We start from the raw sequence: 21337 nt of genomic DNA on the forward strand, positions 1-21337 counted from the left end.
TAGAGCCTTTTATTTAAGAAGGGATTGCCCCTTCCAGTAACGAATATTCATAAGAGCAGTTAATTAAATTTTACATAAAGGTGTGTAGTCTTTGATTCATAAACGCTGGTTCCAAACCATTGTCGCAGGTATCTTAATCTCGCTTCTCATACTTCTCCTTCATGAAATCCAGTTCTTCTTTGAACCGGTATTTACGTATATAGGTGCCATTGCGCTCCCTTTAATCGGCGGAGGAATATTATTTTATATTTCCAGGCCTGTTCTGCATCTTCTGGAAATATACAAGATTCCCAGGCTGATTGCCATTCTAATCATCTTTTTACTTTATATTTTAATTGGCTTTATCATCGTTCAGTTTATTGCTCCGATTGCCCAGCAGCAATTTACAAGATTGATTAACAATCTCCCGGGCATGATTGATATGTTCGGGGATACAATCAGCTACTGGCAGCAAAATCAGGATATCATCCCAAGCCAGTTTGACAGTACAATAAACAACGTCGTGGAAAATCTTCAAAGCTATTTACAGGACGCTTCCAAAATCATTATTAATGTTATCAGTCAATTGATTGGATTTGTATTCGCTCTTGTCCTCATTCCTTTCTTCCTGTTTTTCATGTTGAAAGACGGGGACAAATTTGTTCCTTTTATCCAAAAGTTTCTTAGCAAACGTGCAGCCCGAAGCTTTGGAAAATTAGCTCACTCGGTTGATCACACCCTCAACGCTTTTATTCTCGGGCAGATGACTGTAAGTATTGTGGTGGGACTGTTGTTATTAGTCGGCTATTTAATCATCGACCTGGACTACTCTTTAACACTTGCTTTATTCGCTATGCTTATGAACGTTATTCCTTTTGTAGGGCCTTTTCTCGCTGTCATTCCTGCGATGCTTGTAGGACTTCTGCAAGAACCAATCTTAGCTCTATGGGTAGCTGTCATTATGGTCATTGCTCAGCAATTGGAAGGAAATTTCGTCTCTCCTAACGTTATGGGGAAAGCATTAAGTATTCACCCGTTGACGATCATTACATTAATTCTCGCGGCTGGAAGTTTGGCCGGTTTTCTTGGTCTATTATTTGCAATCCCTACCTACGCTGTCTTAAAAGCCATCATCAGCCACTTCTATGAAGAGTGGCTGGAAAGAAGAAAAGAAACGCATGATTAGCCAGCATTCTATTAACCTACCCCCACCAATCATTATAGGAAGTGGGGGTTTCTTATGAATTCTTTAGAAAATGAGGGATCCCAAATGCAGTCATCACTTCCCAAGTTATGGACATGGCCATTTATATTTTTAATACTTGGTAACTTGTTCACGTTTATGAGTTTTCAAATGCTATTGCCAAACTTACCACCTTACATAGAATCGATAGGGGGAAGCAGCCTGCAAATCGGTTTAATTACCACCATGTTTGCTTTTGCTGCTATCCTTATCCGCCCTTTCATAGGCCATCTGCTTATGACACGCGCTCGGAAAAAGCTCGTTCTTATTGGCTCCATTTCTCTGCTTATTATGACGACATTGTACCCGATCACTCAGATCGTGGTTGTCCTTTTAATCATCCGCTTTGTGCATGGTCTGGCCTGGGGATGGTCCACCACAGTGAATGGAACGGCAGCAGTAGATTTAATTCCCCGCCGCCGTGTCGGTGAAGGTATGGGATATTTTGGTCTGTCTGTTACGGTGGGCATGATTATGGCTCCAAGCTTAGGAATTTACCTGTATCAAAACTTTACCTTTCAGCTTCTCGTCTGGATTGCAGCGGCTTTAGGGGCTGTAGCTCTCATTTTACTTTCAGCGACCAGCTTTGTAACACCTGACAGCGTGTATCAAAATCAAAAGCAGCCTCCTCCCTTCTCCTTTATAGGTTCATTAGTAGAAAGCAGAAGCCGTTACCCTGCTCTTGTAACTTTCCTTAATACTTTCGGCTATGGAGCAGTTGTTACTTATCTTGTTATTTTCGGCAATGAACAAGGGTTATCCGGTACCTTTCTGTTTTATTTTTTTAATGCCGTGCTGGCTACCATTTCCCGGCCGATCACCGGAAAATATTTCGACCGCAAGGGACCCTGGATGCTGATCATGGTCTGTTCGGTCTTATCCTTTATTGCCATGTGGATCCTCTCCCTTGCCAGTACGAATGTTCACTTGATTATAGCCGGTGCTATTTTCGGCATTGGATTTGGCTCTATGATGCCCGCGCTTCAGGCCTGGGTAATCTCTAAGACCACTACGGAACGAAGTGGCATTGCCAATGGCATGTATTATTCCTGTATTGATCTTGGCATTGGGTCAAGCGCCCTTATCCTCGGCTTTATTTACCAATTTGTCGACACAGCCACACTGTTTAAGCTTTCAAGCTTCTTGTTCATTCTTGTGCTCATCCTTACGTATATGGATTATCGTAAGCAGACAAAGCCCTGGGAACCGGTACAATAAAAAAACCATCATGTCCTTAATCGGACATGATGGTTTTTAGCGAATAACGATCTATTCTCCAGCTGCTTCAATTTCTTCCTGGAGTTTATCAAGGATTTGTCCATCTACCGTAGAAACTTCATTACGATAATAGTCACGTACAGGCATCGCTTTATCTTTAAACATTTGACGCTGTTCATCAGTTAACTCAACAACCTCTGTTGGGTTCTCTGTGTCCTCTTTTATCGTTTTTAAATATTCTTCGTTTTGTTTCTTCTGCTCTTCAAATACCCATTCCTGCATTTCCTTAGTGGTTTCATCTACCATGGTTTTCATTTCATCATTCAGACCTTCATACCAGTCCGTATTTACAGTCGTCATCGCTACATAGTTGTTATGATTAGACAATGTCATGTAATCTTGTACTTCGTAGAATGAAGCATCTCCAATAAAGAAAATCGGATTTTCTTGTCCTTCTACTGTGCCGCGATCAAGGGCTGTATATAATTCTGACCAGCTCATCGGAGTCGGTTCGGCACCATAAGCTTTATAAGATTCTAGAATTAGTGGAGAGGTCTGAGTACGCATTTTAAAGTTCTCGAAATCCGCTGGTTCCGTAATTTCTTTACTGGATGTCCATTGCATTGCGCCCTCTGTCCAGAAAGAAAGCGGTGAAATACTGTGTTCTTCATACTTTTCACGAAGATCCGTGTTTAAAGCTTCACTGTCGTTCAAAATCTGCTGGGTTTTCTCAACACTTTCCGGGAATAAGAAATGCAGCGCAAAGATCTGTCCTTCTTTTACCATATTACCAGTAAAACCAGGAGACATAACCGCCATTTCAACAGTTCCACTCTGCAACTGCTCCACCTGGTCGGTTTCACTTCCTAATCCTCCAAATTCATAAACCTCAATGTTAACAGCTCCATCAGATTTCTCATTCATGCGCTTCGCAAATTCTTCTGCGTATTCATATTGTACTTGTCCATCCACTTCCTCAGTAACGAACTTCCAATTATATGTCTTTCCTTCTCCGCCGCTGGCATTGTCTCCGCCATCGCCATTGCCGCCACAGGCAGCTAACAAAAGACCTAATACAAACATCATGGCTAATCCAACCATACGTTTCTTTTTAATAATGATAATGACCTCCCAATTTTTTATATAAACTCCCTCTTCTTGTTAAATCAATAGAAGGGAAAGCTCTTCAAAGAATATCAGTAAGAATGAAATAACTACCATCATAATGATATAGGGCGGTGTGCCCTTAATCACTTCGAGATAAGGCTTATTAAACACAGCACTTGCCGTGAATATATCCACTCCAAACGGTGGTGTAGCCGAGCCTAAGGCAGCCTGGAAGGTAATAACGACTCCCAAGTGAATAGGATCAATTCCGGCATCCATTGCTGCAGGATAAAAGATCGGAGTTAATACCAGAATGACTACAATCGGATCAACAAACATACATCCGATGAAGAAAAATACTGTGACCATAAGTAATACATAAACCGCGCTGGGATCTGCTCCTAGAACCGTTTCTGTGATCATTTGCGGTATGCGTGCAAATGAAATCACCCATGTGAAGGCCTGTCCCCCTGCTACCAGTACGAACACGGCAGATGTGACTAGCCCTGTGGACCTGGCGATCTTAGGTAATTCTTTAATATGAATGGAGCGATAAATCAGCACTTCCAGGACAAAAGCATAGAGTACTGACATACCAGCAGCCTCAGTTGGACTGAAAATCCCCGTATAAATACCGCCAATAATAATAACTGGAAATCCTAATGGCAAAAGCGCCTTTCTGGTCAACCGCCAGCGTTCGCCCCAGGATACTTTATTTGCTAAAGGAATATCAGCTACTTTGGCGTAAATAATACTGTAAATCGCAAAACTTAAAAATACGATAATACCAGGGATAATACCTGCAATAAATAGTTTACCTACGGATGTACCGGAAACCAGACCATAGATAATCATCCCAATACTTGGTGGAACAAGTAACGCGACGTCACTTGAATTAATAATTAATGCCATAGCTGTGGGGTCCTTGTAACCGATTTTCAAAAGTCGTTCGCGCATTGGCTTACCAATCGCTACCACCGTAGCCTGGGTTGACCCCGAGATAGCCCCAAATAAGGTACAGGCCGCAGCTGTTGTAACGGCATATCCACCGCGAATATGACCGATAAATGAGCCAATGAAATCGAGCAGCCGATTAGACGTTTTCCCCGTCGTCATAATATCAGCCGCAAAAATGAATAGCGGAACCGCTAAAAGGACGTACGGTTCAATTCCTGTAGAAAATTGCTGCATTAGAATCATAGGATCCAAGTTGGGAAAATAAATGAACAATACAATTAATGGCGCCGCCATAAGCGGAATCATCATTGGAAAATTCAATAATAGAAGGACCACCATGATCGTTAGTAGTGTGGCAACCATATCGTTATCCTTTCTTCTGCTGTATTTATTTTATCTATAAGTGTGTGCCTTCGTGGATTTCATGTTTCTCTTGATCATTGTAGTCTTTCGCATCTGTTCCAAGATAAACCTCGTCCCGATATTTAATATTTATCCACATATTTCTAAGGAATTGTACTCCGCCCAGTAAGAATCCAATTGGAATGAAAATGTATAAATAGTAAGAGGGCATCTGAAGAGCTGATGTAACTCTGCCAGACTCATATACATCGTATACGTAAAGAGCTGAAAAGTAAGTAAGTACAAATAATACAAGCGCTGTAACCAGCGGTATGAATATGGCCAGAATTTTCCTGACCTTAAAAGGAGCTAGATCATAGAAAGCAGACATGCTGATATGTCTCCCTTTCCGGGCTGCATAACTAATCCCCATAAAAGTAGCGACTACAATCGCGATTTGACTAACCTCATCTGCAAAAGGCGGAGTGTAAGTGAAGATCGCTCGGCTTAAAGCCTTGCCTACTACCATTAAGGCAATGATGATTATCGCATAACTGAGAATGAATTCTTCAACTTTAAGTATAATTTTGTCGACGATCTTTAATGGATTCAACTCATTTAGCCCTCCTAAATTGGAAATAAGTGAGGTTTTTGAAGCTCACTTACTAAACATCATACCGAACAAATGGAGAACACTCAAATTAACTTATACAGAATTTTTTGTATATTGTGTTCAAATTTAATAATGTAATGAGATTGTAATCAAATTCCTTGTATATCATCTTTATAGCTTTCTATAGATAGTATTTTCTCCAGATTTAATCATTTTATTTCCATTTACTAGTCAATAAAATGATAAACAATTGAATTCCCTACCCATTCATAACCGATCTTCTTATAAATGGAGTTAGATGAATGGTTATCAAGATCCGTATATAGAGAACAAAACTGGTACCCCTGGTCCAATAACTTCTTCGTAAGCGTCCAAACAGCCTGCGTAGCATACCCTCTTCTTTTATATTCATCGGGTGTAAATACGGCATTAATAGTAACCCCATGTGGGGTAACGCGAGCTCTGGCAGCCATAGAGACTGCTTCTCCATTGACTATCCAAAGGTACATACGCCGTGTGCGAATCATTTCCTCTGCCATTTCAGCAGTTCGCTCTTTTATCGTTCCTTCATTGGTTTCTTCTCCAAACCATGTTAACCATTTCTTAACGAGTTCAAAGTCGCACTCCTTAGCTTCGACTAGTTCCCCTTCGCTCATATGAATGGGCCGCAATTCATTTAAACGGTAGATGCCCTGTCGCATATGTATGATAGGGTTCTCCCCAGTGATGTTGACCCATGCATCAATAAATTGCTGAACAGCTTCCCCTTCCCCAAGAATTCCAGGAACTTCAAATTGATTTTCAAACAAGTAACGAGCTAAACTCTTAATATGGCTGGAAGTAACGGTTGCGATGGACGGTAAAATCCAAAGATGGGGCGGGGTTCTCATCGTCATAAAAACGGGACGCCCTTCTTCTTCAATTTTAATTAATATAGAATTTTCATCTGAAGATGATTCCTGTAGCCGCTTTAAAATTCCTAACGGCAGGTTATTTTCAGCTTCTCTTTGGAGAAGAAGTTCTTGAATAGATGTAGTAAACGCTTCCACACTATGTTCTTGTATTATTTTCATTTTGCTCCCCGCCCTCTGCTATATTTTTGCTTCTGTTTGATAAAATTAGACAAATTAGAAAATTAATACTATTATACTTTCTTGAGAAGTCTTCTACAATAGAAGAAAGGAGAGAGAATTCATGAATAAGAAGGAAATTCAGGATCAAATCGCCTTTTTAAAAGCTGATTATATAAGAATCCAAGGAGATTTGGACAAGCTGGAAGCGAACGGAGCTAATGTGGAGAACGCTGAGGCGCAATTAGAACGCATGGAAAAAGAGTTGAAGGATTTGAAGGTGCAACTGGCTGAAGCTAACGCCTAAACTTAATAGACCTTACCGCATATTATGAAAAGTAAGAGAAAGGACCGCTTAAGCAGCGGTCCTTTCTCTTATTTTTTCTGCTTTTTATTTCCGCTTTCTTTTCTCTGCTCTTCAAGTTTTTCTTGTATTTTTTCAAATTCTTTACTAGGAGGAGTCAATGCTACTACCACATCTCCATTTTCAGCCCTATTTTCGACCTCTGGACTAAAGAACTCAATCTTCCCTGAAGGTTTTTTGATAAACAGAATGACCGCTTCGCTATCAATATTATTTAAATAGTTTTCATATTTATACTGTTCCGTTATATTTGTTTTCCGGAACACATAACCACTTTCAACCATAATGTTCAATTCCTCCCAGGAGGCTCCTTCTTTAAACAGAACTCTTCCCCCAATGGTATGAACAAGGTTTTCCAGATTATCTCCTTCACGGTCACTCAAGCTCAGCTGATACAGATTATTTCGACCGAACTCCGGAACGAATGTGGTACATACAAGCGCGTTATAGGAATCAAGCTCCGTTGCCGCTATAAGGTACTCATATGGCGTCATATCCAGATAGTATTCCGTTTGTTCTGATAAAATCTCTCCATGGTAAGATTTTATCCCTGCGGATCTGGTACGTGACAAGCGTTCCCAGGAGGAATCAGCAATGAGCACGGGGACTTTCAAATCCTCTAATGTCTTAGCCATTCCCGTAGCAAATTGACTTCCTCCTGAAATAAGCACGCCAGGCGGTCCTTCCATAGAGAGACCCAGCTTCTTAGAGAGCCAACCAATTGAAAATCCATGTGCTACCACCGTTGTAAACACAAGGGCAAATGTAAGGGAGATGAGGATTGAAGCATCTTCAAAACCTGACTCCAAAAGGATACTCGCGAAGTAGCTGGCTACAGTCAAAGCTACTATGCCGCGCGGAGCTATCCAGCCGACGAGTAATTTTTCCGATTTCGATAGATCGGTCCCCATGGTGGAGAGAAAAATGGATAAGGGACGAACGATAAACAACATTAGTAAAACAAAACCGATAATTTGTAAATTAAAGATTTCAACTAAAGTTTCCTGCGTCAAAGAAGCTGTCAACATAACAAATATCGTTGAAATCAGCAGCAAGGAAATATTTTCTTTGAAATGCCTCATATCTGCTATAGATGAAATATGCATATTAGCCAATGTCATCCCCATCGCCGTGACAGAGAGCAGCCCTGTTTCATGAGTGATTTCATCAGCGATGGTAAAGCAGGCAATAACCACGGTAAAGACCACAGGTGACTTTAAAAACTCTGGGACATATCCGGTTTCAAACATCCAACCTACTCCCTTGCCGCATGCCCAACCTAATATTACAGCAAATAAGGAAGCCAGGAAGAATAGAAGAAGTTCAGAAGGGTTAACGTTTGTTCCCATAATAAACTCGATAATTTCAAAGGCAAAAACAGCTAGCAATGCTCCAATTGGATCAACTATAATACCTTCCCATTTCAATATCTTAGCAGGTCTGGGCTTTAATTTAGCCTGTCTTAATAAAGGGAGAATAACGGTTGGACCAGTAACTATAAACAGACCGCCAATTACAAAGGCTACTGCCCATGAGAGCCCGGCTACGTAGTGAGCAGCCAATGCGCCCAGGATCCAGCTTAAAAAAGCTCCGAACGTAACAATACGAAAAACCGGCCGTCCAAGTCCCCGTACCTCTTTCATATCCAAATTTAAGCTACCTTCAAATAAAATAACAGCTACAGCCAAAGAAATAATGGGTTTATAAAGTTCTCCAAAATCCTGCTCCGGATTCAACAAACCGAAGACCGGACCTACTAAAAGACCTACGATCGACATCACAACAATTGCCGGTAGACGAAAACGCCAGGCTATCCACTGTGATCCAACCCCAAGACTTCCAATTAACATAAATTGTAACAATAGTGAATCAATCATTAACGTTTCCCTCATCTCCAGTATGTTTATACACTCCGCGTTATGATATAGCCATATTCTATATCCAGATCTTAGTTCTGTAAACTAAATTGGCCGCCCTATAAAAACAATCATTCATTAGAAAACCTACTACTTATTATATAAAGCTCCTACTCCTGGTGTTGAGCTTACAGTTTAGCTCCTGTTTGTTGAAGACTTGATTTCGCGATATTTGTTGAGCGGAAAGTCCTTGTTATAGAAGCATTAAAGGTTAATCCAGGATGCATAATACTTCTATAGAAATGTGCGTTGTTCCCTATTCCATCATAGGGTGGGGAAGGAAACGACGAGACTCCTGCGGGAGAAGAATCCAGGCTAGATCCCACAGGGAGTGATAACGACTGAGGAGGTTTTTGATAAAAAGAAAGATTGACTAAATTCGCCCCGTCCTTTAGCAACGTCGATTGACCCTACATCGTGTAGGGCCGCAGGAAAGTGTTCAAATGTGGAATCACCCCGAAAGACACGACCAGCATAAGCCGACCATCAATAGGATTGCGGTTTTTCAATCCGTTGATGAGCGGCTTATGTCTCGAGTGTCTGGGTGATGGAACAAGACGAGTTGTTACCGGAGCCAGCCTCCTCTCTAAATGAGCAACGGACCCAAATTATCTCGCAATCAAGTCTTCAACTAATCGGCGCATGAGTTTAATAAACCTCTTATAATAATTTCACCAATATTTAGCAGCTTCATTATTTAAATTAAAAGTATTGACATAATTTTTTGACATTGATAGTATTACGGCGTTGTATAAGAATTCGATTATTTGATCTTCCTACACCCTAGTATGGTCCTGGGCGCTCATTCTTGGTTCGGAAGGTCTTTTTTACGCACAATATATACAGACATCTTAGGAGGAGCATATTTATGAGAGCTAGAGATACAGTATTCATAGGGTTTACACTGTTCGCCTTGTTTTTTGGGGCCGGTAATCTTATTTACCCTATATCCCTGGGTATTGAATCAGGTACTTCCTACCTTCCGGCTATAGCTGGTTTTGTACTAACAGGGGTGGGTCTGCCTATTGTTACGGTTGCAGCCATCTCTTATTTTAGAAATGGAGCTACTGAACTCGCTGGAAGGGTTCACCCTTTATTCGGCCTATTGTTCACTGCCATGGTGTATTTAGTCATCGGTCCTTTCTTTGCGATCCCTAGAGCCGCTAACGTCGCTTTTGAGACTGGAGTAGTCCCATTTGTGAGTGGGGGCTCTTTAATGCTATTGATATTTTCTATTCTATTCTTTGCCATTGTGTACTTAGTCAGTCTAAATCCCTCTAAGCTTGTTGATCGAATTGGACAAATCTTAACTCCGGCTTTGTTTCTTGCTATTTTAGGATTGGTGATAGGAAGCTTCTTCTTACTGGATGGAACTGTTCAGCCAGCTGGAGAAAAATATGCATCCCAGCCGTTTTTCTCAGGCTTTGTTGAAGGATACTTAACAATGGATGCCATTGCTTCGCTGGCATTTGGTCTCATTGTAGTCACATCTTTCCGCGATCGCGGCGTGACAGACCAGAAAGAACTGACTTTACGGACTCTAAAAGCTGGTTTAGTTACGGCTGTTGGTCTCGCTAGTGTATATGTAGGAATTGGGTGGATCGGCACAAAAATGGCTACAGAAGGCACATATGACAATGGAAGTGCCATTTTATCGGGTGCCGCTGAAATTATGTATGGGTCTGCTGGTACGATTCTTCTTGGTGTCATTGTAAGCCTTGCCTGCTTTACCACCTGTGTAGGGCTCACCGTTGCCTGCGGTCAATTTTTCTCTAAACGTATAGAAACTTTATCTTATAAACAGGTAATCCTTATCGTGACATTGATCAGCTTTGGCATTTCCAATATCGGGCTCAGTCAGATCATTTCCTACTCAGTACCTGTTCTTGTATTTGTGTATCCTATCACTATTGTGCTTGTAGCTTTAACTTTCGCGGGAGGGTTCTTTAATCACTCCGCCTACGTGTATAGAGGAGCTATTATATTTACTTCATTTATTAGCCTCTATGATGGGCTTGCCGCCTTTGGAGTTGATGTTTCTGCGTTTAAGCCTATGGTTCAGAACCTTCCTCTATCAGAGCTTAACTTAAGCTGGGTTCTTCCTGCGCTTATTGGAGGGGCAATCGGGGGACTAGTCCAATACGCTAAACGAGACGCTTTACCTTCTAAGAACTATCAAAACTAATGATAAAAATCACCCTTCTTTATAAAGAAGGGTGATTTTTTGCTTTTACTGATCAACTAGTGTGACACTTACTTTTACATCAAGGTTTTGGCCGCCTCCCCGGTAGACTCCCTGAAGAGGACTTACATCTGCGTAGTCCCGGCCGCTTCCTATACGAATATGCTCTTCCAGAGCTTCTACATTATTGGTAGGATCCAGTCCTACCCACCCGACCCCCGGTATCATAACTTCTACCCAGGCGTGAGTAGCTGCATCTCCAATTAAGGCTGAACCTTCCCCCACATACAAATATCCACTTACGTAACGAGCCGGGATTCCTTTGTCTCTTAGTACAGCGATCATAACGTGCGCATAATCCTGACATACCCCTGCCTTTAAAGGCCAGGATTCGTAAGCTTTGGTATTCACTTGAGTTACTGTGCCATCATAAACAATGGATTGATGAATAAAGGCCATGAGATCAAGGGAGAATTGGATCGGATCGGAAGAATCCCCCACCACTTCTTCTATTTCCTTGATTTGCTCTTTATACATAAACGTGTAAGGCGTTTCATTTAAAAAAGCAAGGTAATGACTGCGAAATAAATCGGAATGAAAAATGGTGCGCATCTCATCTGAAAAGTGGATCATCTTAATGAGAGGACTCTTTTGAATACTGACTGTTGACTGGGTTTTGACAGTTAAATGCTGGTGCTTTTCCGGAATAAAGAAGGTTTCTACATAATTTCCCCAGTAATCGACATGTTCCTTCATCACTGAATTTGGGAGTACTTCTGAACGATAAGCAGATAGCCGCTGACATTCATCCGTTGTGGGTTTTAACCGTATATGATTCATACTTTGATCTACAAAATTCTCATAATAAAACGTGTTAATATGTTCGATTTCATACTTCATGAACTTTCCTCCTGCTAATGATAACCTACCTCACATGTACGGGCTCAATCAGATAATAAGTTTCAGAGAACATTCGGCTGACAGTAAGACAGCGATCCTGAAAATGATCCAGAAAACTCATCAGTTCCTCCATATCCATGTGCTCAATATCCGCTTCCTTTATTTCTTCCTGTATTGTTTCAAGCATTTGGAATAGATCTTTTGAGTAATGAGATATTTTCCCACCTTCAAGACGTTGAACAGCTTCCATCACGTGATCCATGCAATAGCGAATGGATCTTGGAAATGATCTTTCCTTGATCATGAAGTCAAGCACATGTCTCGACTCCATCGTAGGCGGATGTTCTTTAATATATGCATCATATCCATGCAGAAACTGAAGGGCTGTCAGCCAATAATAATAATTATTCGTTCCAAAGCTAGACTCTTTCCTATTTTTTTCACAGATAACATTTAAGACACGTGCCGTTTTATCAGCTCTCTCGATCCATTTTCCAACTTTTATAAAAGTATAAGGAATTCCCCTGCTCATTGTTGATTCGATAATACCTTGCGCCGTCATTGAAGTAGTTTTTACCTTTTTCAGATAATCCTGTGTATGCTGCCTTGTGTTTGGAAGCTCCTGCCAATCTTTCTGAGCTAAATGGAATTCGTTGAGAACTTCCCATAATTCATTAGGTATGATGTCTCGGGTAGCCCTCGCATTTTCCCTCGCATAATTCATACTGTTCATAAGAGAATTTACATTCATTGGACTAATGGTCAGATACTGAATAATGGTTTCCCGGTCAATACGTTCATAACGATCCATATAATCAAGCTTAGAAGCACAAATATCCAATACTTCACCCCAATCACGGTCCATGACCTCTTGATCAGATGCCTCCAGCATGTGGATTAGCTGTACACTAAGTACTCTGGAATTATTTTCAGCCCGTTCAATGTTACGAGCCATCCAATATAAGGAGTCTGCTACACGACTAAGCATGTGTCTCTCCTCCTTCCGACAAAATCCAAGTGTCTTTTCCTCCGCCGCCCTGCGAAGAGTTGACTACTAACGACCCCTCTTTAAGAGCTACTCTTGATAAGCCTCCAGGAATGACATGAGTATTATCTCCAGTCATCACAAACACACGTAAATCTACGTGACAAGGATAAAAACGACCTTCCTGATAAGCAGGAGCTCTTGAGAGTTTAATCGTCGGCTGGGCAATATACTGATGAGGAGCTTCAATAATTTTTCTTCTGAATTCATTTTGTTCTTCCGGCTCTGATTGCGGGCCAATCAACATATCGTATCCACCCGAAGCCCCTACATTTTTTATAACTAATTGATCAATGTTCTCAAGAACATACTCAAGTTTTTCAGGATCACTTAGGAAGTAAGTTTCTACATTAGGAATAATAGGCTCTTCGTCTAAATAAAAACGAATCATATCAGGGACATAGACATAAATAGCCTTATCATCCGCAACGCCATTGCCTATTCCATTCAGGATTGAAACATTCCCTTTTTTATAAGCCCTGAGTAAACCGGAGACTCCTAAAGCCGAATCCGGACGAAACGCCTCGGGATCAAGGAAATCATCATCAATGCGTCTGTAAATAATATCTACTCTCTTTAATCCGCGTATTGTCTTCATATAAACCACATCTTCTTTTACAATTAAATCTCTTCCTTCTACTAGCTCAATACCCATTTGCTGCGCCAAAAATACGTGATCATAATAGGCTGAGTTATAAATTCCCGGGGTCAGTAATACTGCCGTAGGGGTAGAATGGGGCTCTACATTTGGCGGGGTATGGCTAATAACTGCTTTATGAAGTTCAGAAACCTGATGTTCCAGGGTTTCAATTGAATGTTCAAAGAATAATTCCGGGTACACTTGTCTCATCACGTATCGATTCTGAAAAACATAAGACATCCCTGAAGGATTTCGCAGATTATCCTCCAGAACCCGGTAATCCCCGTTTTCATCCTTAATTAAGTCTACACCGGCCAGAAACACGTGATTATTTAAAGGGACGTTTACTCCCCCGATTTGTTTATTGTAATAATAAGAGTTATTTTCGATTAGGTCTCTAGGTATTATGCCTGCTTCTAAAATTTTTTGATCGTGGTAAATGTCTTCTAAAAACAGATTGAGGGCTTTTATTCGCTGCTTCATTCCTTCTTCAACTTTATTCCATTGAGGTTCAGGAATAATAATAGGCACAAAATCGAACGGCATCGTTCGCTCCGTACCCCCGGTATGATTATAAACCGTAAAAGTAATTCCCTGCCTCAGAAAATTTAACTGAGCCGTTTCATGCTTCTCGCGCAGCTCTTTTTCAGAAAAATTTTCCATTAATTGATAGAAGGATCTGTAATGACGTTTAGGATTTCCATTGTCCTCCATCATTTCGTCAAAAAATACTCCAGTATTATAGTGGTTTAGCAACAACCTCTCCTCCATTCTGACGATATGTTTACTACTTACCCTAAGTTTACCGCAACTACACAAAAATTGTAAGAAAATTTAAACAAAAACCACCTCCCGCTGTTATCATAAACAGCGGGAGGCGGGGTATTCACTGAGCCTATTCCATAGTAATAACTATTTTTCCTTTAGCGTGGTGACTTTCACTGGCTTCATGAGCTTTTCTTATGCCTTCTTCACTTAGTTTATAACGGTTTCCTATGACAGAAGTTAAACGGCCTTCTTCCATCATTTCTGCCATTTTAGAAAGACGTTCACCATTTGGTTCCAACCAGACAAATCCAGCTTTCACTCCGTGCTGCTTGGCTTTTTCTTCATCCGGTGGCTGAACAATTGAAGCTAATCGTCCGCCTTCTTTCAGAATACCAAAACTTTTCTCCTGGTTTTCTCCTCCTAAAGTGTCGAGCACAATATCAATTTCACTAAGCACCTCGGAGAAATCTTCTTGTTTGTAGTCAATAAAACGATCGACACCAAGCTCTTCTACCCAGGCCTGATTCTTGCCACTGGCCGTAGTTGCTACATAAGCCCCCATTTGCTTAGCCAGCTGGATGGCATAATGGCCCACACCGCCAGAACCTGCGTGTATAAGAACCCAGTCTCCTTCTTTAATCTGAGCAAAGTCCACTAGACACTGCCACGCTGTCATACCTGCAAGAGGCACTGCAGCCGCTTCCTCAAAAGGGATATTCTCAGGAATGCGGGCAAGTTGTTCTTCATCAATTACCGCGTATTCAGCATAAGTACCTAATCGCGTAGTAGCTGGACGTGCAAAAACTCGTTCTCCTACTTTGAATTGATCGACATCCTGACCGACTTCCTTAATTACTCCGGCTGCATCCCAGCCTAGAATAATTGGAAAATCAAAATCCAGCATCTCTTTCATATAACCTTCTCTTACTTTCCAATCGATCGGGTTAATTGAAGTTGCTTTCATTTCAACTAAAACCTGACCCGCTTCCGGTTGAGGGGTCTCTACTTGTTTCTCTATTAATTGGTCTTTACCGCCGTATTGTTCAATTACAATAGCTTTCATTTAATTACACTCCTTATTTATGAAGGGTTACACACCCCTCTGTTTTCCCCTATACTAAATTGTAAAACGTGATAAGATGAGGAAGGGTTCCAGTACTTATAATCACACAATTTATAGAATTTACACCTCTCTATTTTTCACATAAAAGGATGATCATAATGATGCAGCAGGCTGAGGAAATTTTACAAAAATACTACGGCTATTCTTCTTTTCGGAAAGGACAGAAAGAAGCGATCAGTCATGTACTCCACAACCGTAATACATTGGCTGTCATGCCTACAGGTGGAGGCAAATCGTTATGCTATCAAATTCCAGGCTTAAGTCTTGAGGGGACAGCTATTATTATCTCTCCGCTTATATCCTTAATGAAAGACCAGGTTGATGCACTGAATTCCTATGGAATTGCAGCAACTTATATTAATAGTTCTCTTTCAGCCGGTGAGCAGAGACAGCGTCTGCATGATTTAAGGCAAGGGAGTTATAAGTTTGTATATGTTGCTCCTGAACGATTTGATTCCCCTCAGTTTTTGTCAACGATCCAGAGTATCCCATTATCTCTCATAGCCTTTGATGAAGCCCATTGCATTTCGCAGTGGGGACATGATTTCAGACCCAGTTATCGTTCCATTGTACCCACCCTGTATCAAATCACTAATTTACCTGTTTTAATGGCGCTCACCGCTACGGCTACCCAAGAGGTAATACGGGATATTAAACACCTGATTGATGTACCAGAAGAATCGATCGTCAATACGGGATTTGCGAGGGACAATTTATCATTCCGCATTATAAAAGGCCGGGATAAAAGAGATTTTGTAGAAGAATATTTAAAAACCCGCCCTAATGAATCCGGCATTATCTACACCGCTACTAGAAAAGATGCGGACAGTTTACAGCACTACTTATCCAAAAAAGGGTACTCAGCCGGAAAATATCATGCTGGGATGACAGAAAACCAGAGGAAGCAGGCTCAAGTGGATTTTGTCCAGGATGAAATTACTACAATTATCGCAACCAATGCTTTCGGTATGGGGATCGATAAATCCAACGTGCGATATGTGATCCATTATTCAATGCCTATGAATATCGAATCCTATTACCAGGAAGCTGGACGTGCGGGTCGGGACGGTGAGCCGGGCGACTGCGCTCTTTTATTTTCCAGTCAGGATATAAATCTCCAGCGATTTTTAATTGACCAGTCTCCTTCAGAAGAAAAAAAGAAAGAGGAATATGCCAAGCTTCAGGCTATGATTAACTATTGTCATACCCATACATGTCTGCAGCAGTATATTCTCGATTATTTCGAAGACCCCTTTCCTTCAGAACCTTGTGGTAAATGTTCCAACTGTACACTCGTAGGCGAGATTCAGGACATGACCCTTGAAGCCCAGATGGTTTTATCCTGCGTTAAAAGAATGGGAGAACGTTTCGGTGCAGGTTTAACTGCTAAAGTACTGAAAGGGTCTTCCGATCAGAAAGTAAAACAATTCAGATTTAACACCCTCTCCACATATGGCATTATGTCCAGCTATACTGAGAAGGAACTGACACGGTTCATCCATTTTCTGACAGCGGAAGGATATCTCACTCCTGGACAAGGTCGTTATCCTGCTCTACAGCTGACAGATGAATCCATCGCGGTCCTTAAAGGGGATCAACCAGTGGAAATGCTCGTGGAGTCCACCACTGCTAAACATGAAAGCAACTACAATGCAGACTATTTTGAAGAGCTGCGGCAAATCCGAAAATCAATTGCAGATGAAGCTGGGCTTCCACCATATGTTATATTTTCGGATGCGACCCTTAAAGAATTCACCATTTATTTACCTGAAAACAAAAACGAAATGTTAGCTATAAAGGGAGTCGGAGAACGGAAGTTTGAGCAATACGGAGAAACGTTTTTAGAGGCCATTCGTCCATGGTCAAAGGAAACAGATTCTAAGCCCGTTCCTGACAAAAGTCCTTCTGTCTCCATTAGAAAAAAGGATTCGAATGATGAACGCCCAAGTTACCAGATTACATTCGAGATGTGGAAAGAAGAAAGCAAAGAGATCCAAGAAATTGCAAAAGAACGAGATTTAAGTTCTCAAACGATAGAAAACCACTTGTTCCGAAGTGCTCGAGAGGGACTGGAGCTAAATTGGGATCGCTGGTTTAACGAAGAGCAAGAGACAAAGATTCTTAAAAAACTTGAAGAAATGGAAGAAAAAAAATTGAAGCCATTGAAAGAGGCTTTGCCCGAAGATTACACGTATTCTATGATTAAAGCGGTACTGAACAAACATGAACTTATGAAGTGATTCATTTTATTCCACGGAGGGGATAGTATGACAAAATCTAAAATTACATTAGAGACGGCAGCAAAGCTCGATCAAAACGATGTGCTTCATAACTTTAAAAAGGAGTTCTACACAGACGACAATCGCTTTTATATGGATGGCAATTCCTTAGGTTTGCTCTCAAAAAGAGCAGAGAAATCTTTAGTTTCATCTCTTGAAGATTGGAAGACCCATGCAATTGGAGGATGGACTGAAGGAAAAGAACCCTGGTTTTATATGTCCGAAAAATTAGGCGCTAAAACAGCTCCACTGCTGGGGGCCAAGCCTGAAGAGGTCATCAGTACTGGTTCTATAACGTCCAACCTTCATCAACTACTGTCTACATTCTACCGCCCTCAAGGGCAGCGGACGAAAATTCTGGCCGACGAACTGAATTTTCCATCTGATATTTATGCTTTAAAAAGTCAACTGGAACTCCACGGAATGGACCCAGATGAACATCTAATTCAAGTAAAGAGTGACAATGGGGCTACGTTGTCGGAAGACAATATTATTAAGGAGATGAGGAGCGATATTGCTCTCCTTCTCCTCCCCTCTGTTCTTTATCGAAGCGGGCAGCTTCTGGATATTGAAAAGATTACAAAGGCAGCCCATGAGCAGGAAATTATGGTTGGCTTTGATTTAGCCCACTCTATAGGTGCTCTTCCCCATAATCTTGATGACTGGGGCGTCGACTTTGCGGTCTGGTGCACCTATAAATACTTGAACAGCGGGCCAGGTGGTGTTGGAGGCTTATATGTAAATGAAAAGCACCTGGGTAATAAACCTGGCCTTGCCGGGTGGTTCAGCTCAAATAAAGACAAGCAGTTTGACATGGCGCATGACTTAACCCATGCTGAAACAGCGGGTGCCTATCAAATGGGGACCCCGCACATTTTGAGTTCCGCTCCTCTTCTGGGTTCTTTAGATCTCTTTCAAGAGGCGGACATTAAAAATATCCGCTGCAAATCTCTTGGAATGACCAGGCTGATGCTCGACCTTGTTTATCAGGAACTCGATGGTTTAGGGTTTCGGATCATTACCCCATTGGAGGATGAGCGCCGCGGGGGACACATTAGTCTAGTCCATTCAGAAGCAGCAAGCATTTGTAAAGCTCTTAAAAAAGAGAATGTTGTGCCCGACTTCAGAGCTCCGGATGTCATTCGACTTGCTCCTGTGGCACTCTATACTACTTATAAGGAAGTATATGAAGTAATGATGATCTTAAAGGATATTATGGTTAACGAAACCTATAAGAAGTACAAAAATGAACGAGATATAATTGCTTAAGGAGGATTTCATGAAACTCATAGATATAACCATGACACTAAACAATGAAACACCAGCCTGGCCCGGTGATGAACATTTCCATTATGAACGCACGATGACAATGGAGCAAACTGGATCCGTTAACATCGGACAATTTAAAGCAAGCAATCACACAGGCACACATTTGGATGCCCCTTTCCACTACGATGACAATGGACTGAAAATAGCGGATCTCCCTCCTGAACGTTTTATCGGTGATGCCTTAGTTGTAAATATGGAAGGAAAAACCATCATTCAAGCAGAGGACCTTCGTGCATTTGAATACTCAGGTGTAACGAAGCTTCTCTTTCGTACAACAAGCTGGAACGACCGCAACGAATTTCCTGAGCATTATACCGTCATAAGCAGCGATGCAGCTGAATTTCTACATTCTCAAGGTATCGATCTTATTGGAATAGATACACCATCTGTGGATCCTGTAGAGAGTAAAGATCTTGCAGCTCATCACTCCTTATATAAACATGACATTTTGATTTTAGAAGGCTTGGAACTTGATCATGCAGCACCAGGTGTGTATGAATTAATGGCTTTCCCATTAAAAATGGGAGAAGCTGATGGCAGCCCAGTGCGAGCAATCTTACGGCAAAAATAAAACTCGAGCGCATATGAAAACCATATGCGCTCGAGTTTTTCTTATTTTTTCAGTAAATTTTGTTCTTTTGCCATTTGCTTAGCCACTTTTGGAGCCAGCCAAATCATTGGCAGTAAGAGAAGCGAAACTGGAACAGCTGTTACTACGATAAAGTTCTGAAGTTGTGTAATTCCGCTGTCCCCGGTAATGAGAAGTATAACCGCTACTGATCCCATTAAAATAGCCCAGAATACACGAACCCAGCTTTGAGGATTGCCTTCACCAGTTACGGCCATAGCAATCGTATAAGACATAGAATCACTCGTTGTAACAACAAATAGAATCGTTAAGATTAAAAACAACGGTGAAATTACGCTGGCAAGCGGAAACTGCTCTGTAATAGCAAACATGGCTGCCGGGTTACCTGCAGCATTAAGAGCATCCGATACAGATCCAGGATTATTTAGTTCAAAGAATATTCCAGATCCGCCTAATACGGTGAACCAGAATGTTGAAATGACTGGTGCAAATACGGATACCGCAATTATAATATCACGAATTGTACGGCCTCTGGAGATACGGCTGACAAGAATAGCCATCATTGGTCCATATCCAATAAACCAGCCCCAGAAAAAGACGGTCCATCCGGATAGCCAGCCTGTATCCCCGCGGAAGGTACTCATCGGAATAAACTGATCGATATAAGTTCCAAAACCTGAGATAAAGTGATTAAAGATAAATCCTCCAGGCCCGAAGATTACGATAAATATCATTAAACCAATGGCTAAGCGAACATTAAAACTACTTAGATATTGAATTCCTTTATAGAGTCCCGTTACTGCAGAAATAGTAGAAATTAATACCACAGCAAAAATAATGGTGAACTGAGTACTGAACTGGTTGGGAATACCGAATATTTCCTGTAGTCCGTAGCTTGCCTGCAGTCCAAGAAAACCTATCGGTCCAATAGTACCTGCGGCTACAGCTATAACAGAGAACGCATCAATTAATGTACCGAACCAGCCATGGCGGATCTTTTCACCAAAAACCGGATACAAGAGAGTACGTGGTTTCATCGGCATGCCTTTATGATAATGACCATACATCATAACAACGGCACTTATCGTTCCGAGGATGGCCCAGGCCAAGAAGCCCCAGTGCATAAAGCTTTGAGCAAGCGCAGGGTTAATAGCTGCCTGCGTTCCAGCTTCGATTCCTGATTGATGAGGAGGAACGGTGAGGAAGTGGTACATAGGTTCAGCTGCTGCCCAGAATACTCCTCCACCAGCAAGTAAGGTTGCCATAATAATGGACAACCATTTGTAGAGACCAATTTCAGGCTTATCCATATTCCCCATTTTAATGTTTCCGTATTTAGAGAAACCTAACCCAATACCCACGAAAAACGTTGCAAGCATAAGCACCTGCCAAAAAGCTCCGAAGTATTTCGCTGACCAGGCAAAGCTTTCATTAACAATTGTTTCTATTAAATTAATATCAATAAGTGCTACGACCACAAAGAGTACTAAAATTCCTCCACTGATCCCGAAGACCGGCCAATCAATTTGACCTGTTTGTTTGTTATTCATTGATGAACTCCTTTTTAGTATGATGGATGCTTTTAAACACAATTAAATACTCTAACACTATCCTTATTATGGTGTAAAGTTTAAACTTTTAGCCTTAATTAATGGAATGATGGAGCTTTAAAC

The 21337-nt window shown here is 41.3% G+C and carries 17 protein-coding genes; 7 read left to right on the top strand and 10 right to left on the bottom strand.

Annotated features, from left to right (window positions below; translation table 11 throughout):
- The first annotated feature begins 91 nt into the window (after window positions 1–91).
- Both LCM11_RS09655 and LCM11_RS09660 read left to right on the top strand, forming a co-directional pair.
- A complete protein-coding gene (locus LCM11_RS09655) occupies window positions 92–1165 on the top strand; it encodes an AI-2E family transporter (RefSeq protein WP_224894033.1) in 1074 nt (357 codons plus the stop codon).
- A 54-nt stretch (window positions 1166–1219) separates the two neighbouring features.
- Window positions 1220–2440: an MFS transporter gene (locus LCM11_RS09660; protein ID WP_224894034.1), complete on the top strand. Its 1221-nt coding sequence runs from the start codon at window positions 1220–1222 to the stop codon at window positions 2438–2440.
- Between the two features lie 51 nt (window positions 2441–2491).
- Here LCM11_RS09660 and LCM11_RS09665 read toward each other — a convergent pair whose 3' ends face one another.
- The 4 genes from LCM11_RS09665 to LCM11_RS09680 all read right to left on the bottom strand — a co-directional run bounded on the left by LCM11_RS09665 (window position 2492) and on the right by LCM11_RS09680 (window position 6532).
- Window positions 2492–3526 carry a DctP family TRAP transporter solute-binding subunit gene (locus LCM11_RS09665; protein WP_224894035.1) on the bottom strand — a complete coding sequence of 345 codons (1035 nt, stop codon included), beginning with the start codon at window positions 3524–3526 and terminating at the stop codon, window positions 2492–2494.
- Between the two features lie 75 nt (window positions 3527–3601).
- The gene (locus tag LCM11_RS09670; RefSeq protein ID WP_224894036.1) at window positions 3602–4867 is read right to left on the bottom strand and encodes a TRAP transporter large permease; all 1266 of its coding nucleotides are present in this window, start codon (window positions 4865–4867) and stop codon (window positions 3602–3604) included.
- Window positions 4868–4901: 34 nt separating this feature from the next.
- Window positions 4902–5459: a TRAP transporter small permease gene (locus LCM11_RS09675; RefSeq protein WP_224894037.1), complete on the bottom strand. Its 558-nt coding sequence runs from the start codon at window positions 5457–5459 to the stop codon at window positions 4902–4904.
- Between the two features lie 227 nt (window positions 5460–5686).
- On the bottom strand, window positions 5687–6532 hold the full coding sequence (locus LCM11_RS09680) for a GNAT family N-acetyltransferase (RefSeq protein ID WP_224894038.1): 846 nt from the start codon (window positions 6530–6532) through the stop codon (window positions 5687–5689).
- A gap of 121 nt (window positions 6533–6653) precedes the next feature.
- Between LCM11_RS09680 and LCM11_RS09685 the strand changes: the two genes are divergently transcribed.
- Window positions 6654–6836, top strand: coding sequence for an SE1832 family protein (locus tag LCM11_RS09685; protein WP_224894039.1), 183 nt, complete (start codon window positions 6654–6656; stop codon window positions 6834–6836).
- A gap of 68 nt (window positions 6837–6904) precedes the next feature.
- Here the strand turns inward: LCM11_RS09685 and LCM11_RS09690 are convergent, their stop codons facing one another.
- Window positions 6905–8770, bottom strand: coding sequence for a cation:proton antiporter (locus tag LCM11_RS09690; RefSeq protein ID WP_224894040.1), 1866 nt, complete (start codon window positions 8768–8770; stop codon window positions 6905–6907).
- A gap of 907 nt (window positions 8771–9677) precedes the next feature.
- On the opposite strand from LCM11_RS09690, the gene brnQ reads away from it, so the two are divergent.
- Entirely contained in the window at window positions 9678–10994 is a 1317-nt protein-coding gene (gene brnQ, locus LCM11_RS09695; protein WP_224894041.1) for a branched-chain amino acid transport system II carrier protein, read from the top strand.
- 45 nt (window positions 10995–11039) lie between these two features.
- Here brnQ and LCM11_RS09700 read toward each other — a convergent pair whose 3' ends face one another.
- The 4 genes from LCM11_RS09700 to LCM11_RS09715 form a co-directional block, all read right to left on the bottom strand.
- Window positions 11040–11891, bottom strand: coding sequence for a transglutaminase family protein (locus LCM11_RS09700; protein ID WP_224894042.1), 852 nt, complete (start codon window positions 11889–11891; stop codon window positions 11040–11042).
- A gap of 25 nt (window positions 11892–11916) precedes the next feature.
- Complete coding sequence (locus LCM11_RS09705; protein ID WP_224894043.1) at window positions 11917–12879, bottom strand: alpha-E domain-containing protein; 963 nt, start codon at window positions 12877–12879, stop codon at window positions 11917–11919.
- Window positions 12872–14332: a circularly permuted type 2 ATP-grasp protein gene (locus tag LCM11_RS09710; protein ID WP_224894044.1), complete on the bottom strand. Its 1461-nt coding sequence runs from the start codon at window positions 14330–14332 to the stop codon at window positions 12872–12874. Before LCM11_RS09710 ends, LCM11_RS09705 begins: the two co-directional genes overlap by 8 nt.
- Before the next feature lie 139 nt (window positions 14333–14471).
- The gene (locus tag LCM11_RS09715; protein WP_224894045.1) at window positions 14472–15407 is read right to left on the bottom strand and encodes an NADP-dependent oxidoreductase; all 936 of its coding nucleotides are present in this window, start codon (window positions 15405–15407) and stop codon (window positions 14472–14474) included.
- Window positions 15408–15565: 158 nt separating this feature from the next.
- Between LCM11_RS09715 and recQ the strand changes: the two genes are divergently transcribed.
- The 3 genes from recQ to kynB are packed head-to-tail and all read left to right on the top strand — an operon-like array spanning window position 15566 to window position 19646.
- A complete protein-coding gene (gene recQ, locus LCM11_RS09720; RefSeq protein ID WP_224894046.1) occupies window positions 15566–17707 on the top strand; it encodes a DNA helicase RecQ in 2142 nt (713 codons plus the stop codon).
- 27 nt (window positions 17708–17734) lie between these two features.
- Window positions 17735–19015, top strand: a complete 1281-nt coding sequence (kynU, locus tag LCM11_RS09725; RefSeq protein ID WP_224894047.1) for a kynureninase — start codon at window positions 17735–17737, stop codon at window positions 19013–19015.
- A 10-nt stretch (window positions 19016–19025) separates the two neighbouring features.
- Complete coding sequence (gene kynB, locus LCM11_RS09730) at window positions 19026–19646, top strand: arylformamidase (RefSeq protein ID WP_224894048.1); 621 nt, start codon at window positions 19026–19028, stop codon at window positions 19644–19646.
- 41 nt (window positions 19647–19687) lie between these two features.
- On the opposite strand, the gene LCM11_RS09735 is transcribed toward kynB, so the two are convergent.
- Window positions 19688–21214 (bottom strand): BCCT family transporter, encoded by a 1527-nt coding sequence (locus LCM11_RS09735; protein WP_224894049.1) that lies wholly within the window; start codon window positions 21212–21214, stop codon window positions 19688–19690.
- Between the last annotated feature and the right edge of the window lie 123 nt (window positions 21215–21337).

This window comes from Halobacillus halophilus, from assembly GCF_020171985.1.
GTDB classification, from domain to species: domain Bacteria; phylum Bacillota; class Bacilli; order Bacillales; family Halobacillaceae; genus Halobacillus; species Halobacillus halophilus_A.

Bases quoted from the DNA above. Each gene is read 5' to 3' on its own strand.
- LCM11_RS09660 (WP_224894034.1), top strand. From the start codon at position 1,220: ATGAATTCTTTAGAAAATGAGGGATCCCAAATGCAGTCATCACTTCCC.
- LCM11_RS09665 (WP_224894035.1), bottom strand. From the start codon at position 3,526: ATGATGTTTGTATTAGGTCTTTTGTTAGCTGCCTGTGGCGGCAATGGC.
- LCM11_RS09670 (WP_224894036.1), bottom strand. From the start codon at position 4,867: ATGGTTGCCACACTACTAACGATCATGGTGGTCCTTCTATTATTGAAT.
- LCM11_RS09680 (WP_224894038.1), bottom strand. From the start codon at position 6,532: ATGAAAATAATACAAGAACATAGTGTGGAAGCGTTTACTACATCTATT.
- LCM11_RS09685 (WP_224894039.1), top strand. From the start codon at position 6,654: ATGAATAAGAAGGAAATTCAGGATCAAATCGCCTTTTTAAAAGCTGAT.
- LCM11_RS09690 (WP_224894040.1), bottom strand. From the start codon at position 8,770: ATGATTGATTCACTATTGTTACAATTTATGTTAATTGGAAGTCTTGGG.
- brnQ (WP_224894041.1), top strand. From the start codon at position 9,678: ATGAGAGCTAGAGATACAGTATTCATAGGGTTTACACTGTTCGCCTTG.
- LCM11_RS09700 (WP_224894042.1), bottom strand. From the start codon at position 11,891: ATGAAGTATGAAATCGAACATATTAACACGTTTTATTATGAGAATTTT.
- LCM11_RS09705 (WP_224894043.1), bottom strand. From the start codon at position 12,879: ATGCTTAGTCGTGTAGCAGACTCCTTATATTGGATGGCTCGTAACATT.
- LCM11_RS09715 (WP_224894045.1), bottom strand. From the start codon at position 15,407: ATGAAAGCTATTGTAATTGAACAATACGGCGGTAAAGACCAATTAATA.
- recQ (WP_224894046.1), top strand. From the start codon at position 15,566: ATGATGCAGCAGGCTGAGGAAATTTTACAAAAATACTACGGCTATTCT.
- kynU (WP_224894047.1), top strand. From the start codon at position 17,735: ATGACAAAATCTAAAATTACATTAGAGACGGCAGCAAAGCTCGATCAA.
- kynB (WP_224894048.1), top strand. From the start codon at position 19,026: ATGAAACTCATAGATATAACCATGACACTAAACAATGAAACACCAGCC.
- LCM11_RS09735 (WP_224894049.1), bottom strand. From the start codon at position 21,214: ATGAATAACAAACAAACAGGTCAAATTGATTGGCCGGTCTTCGGGATC.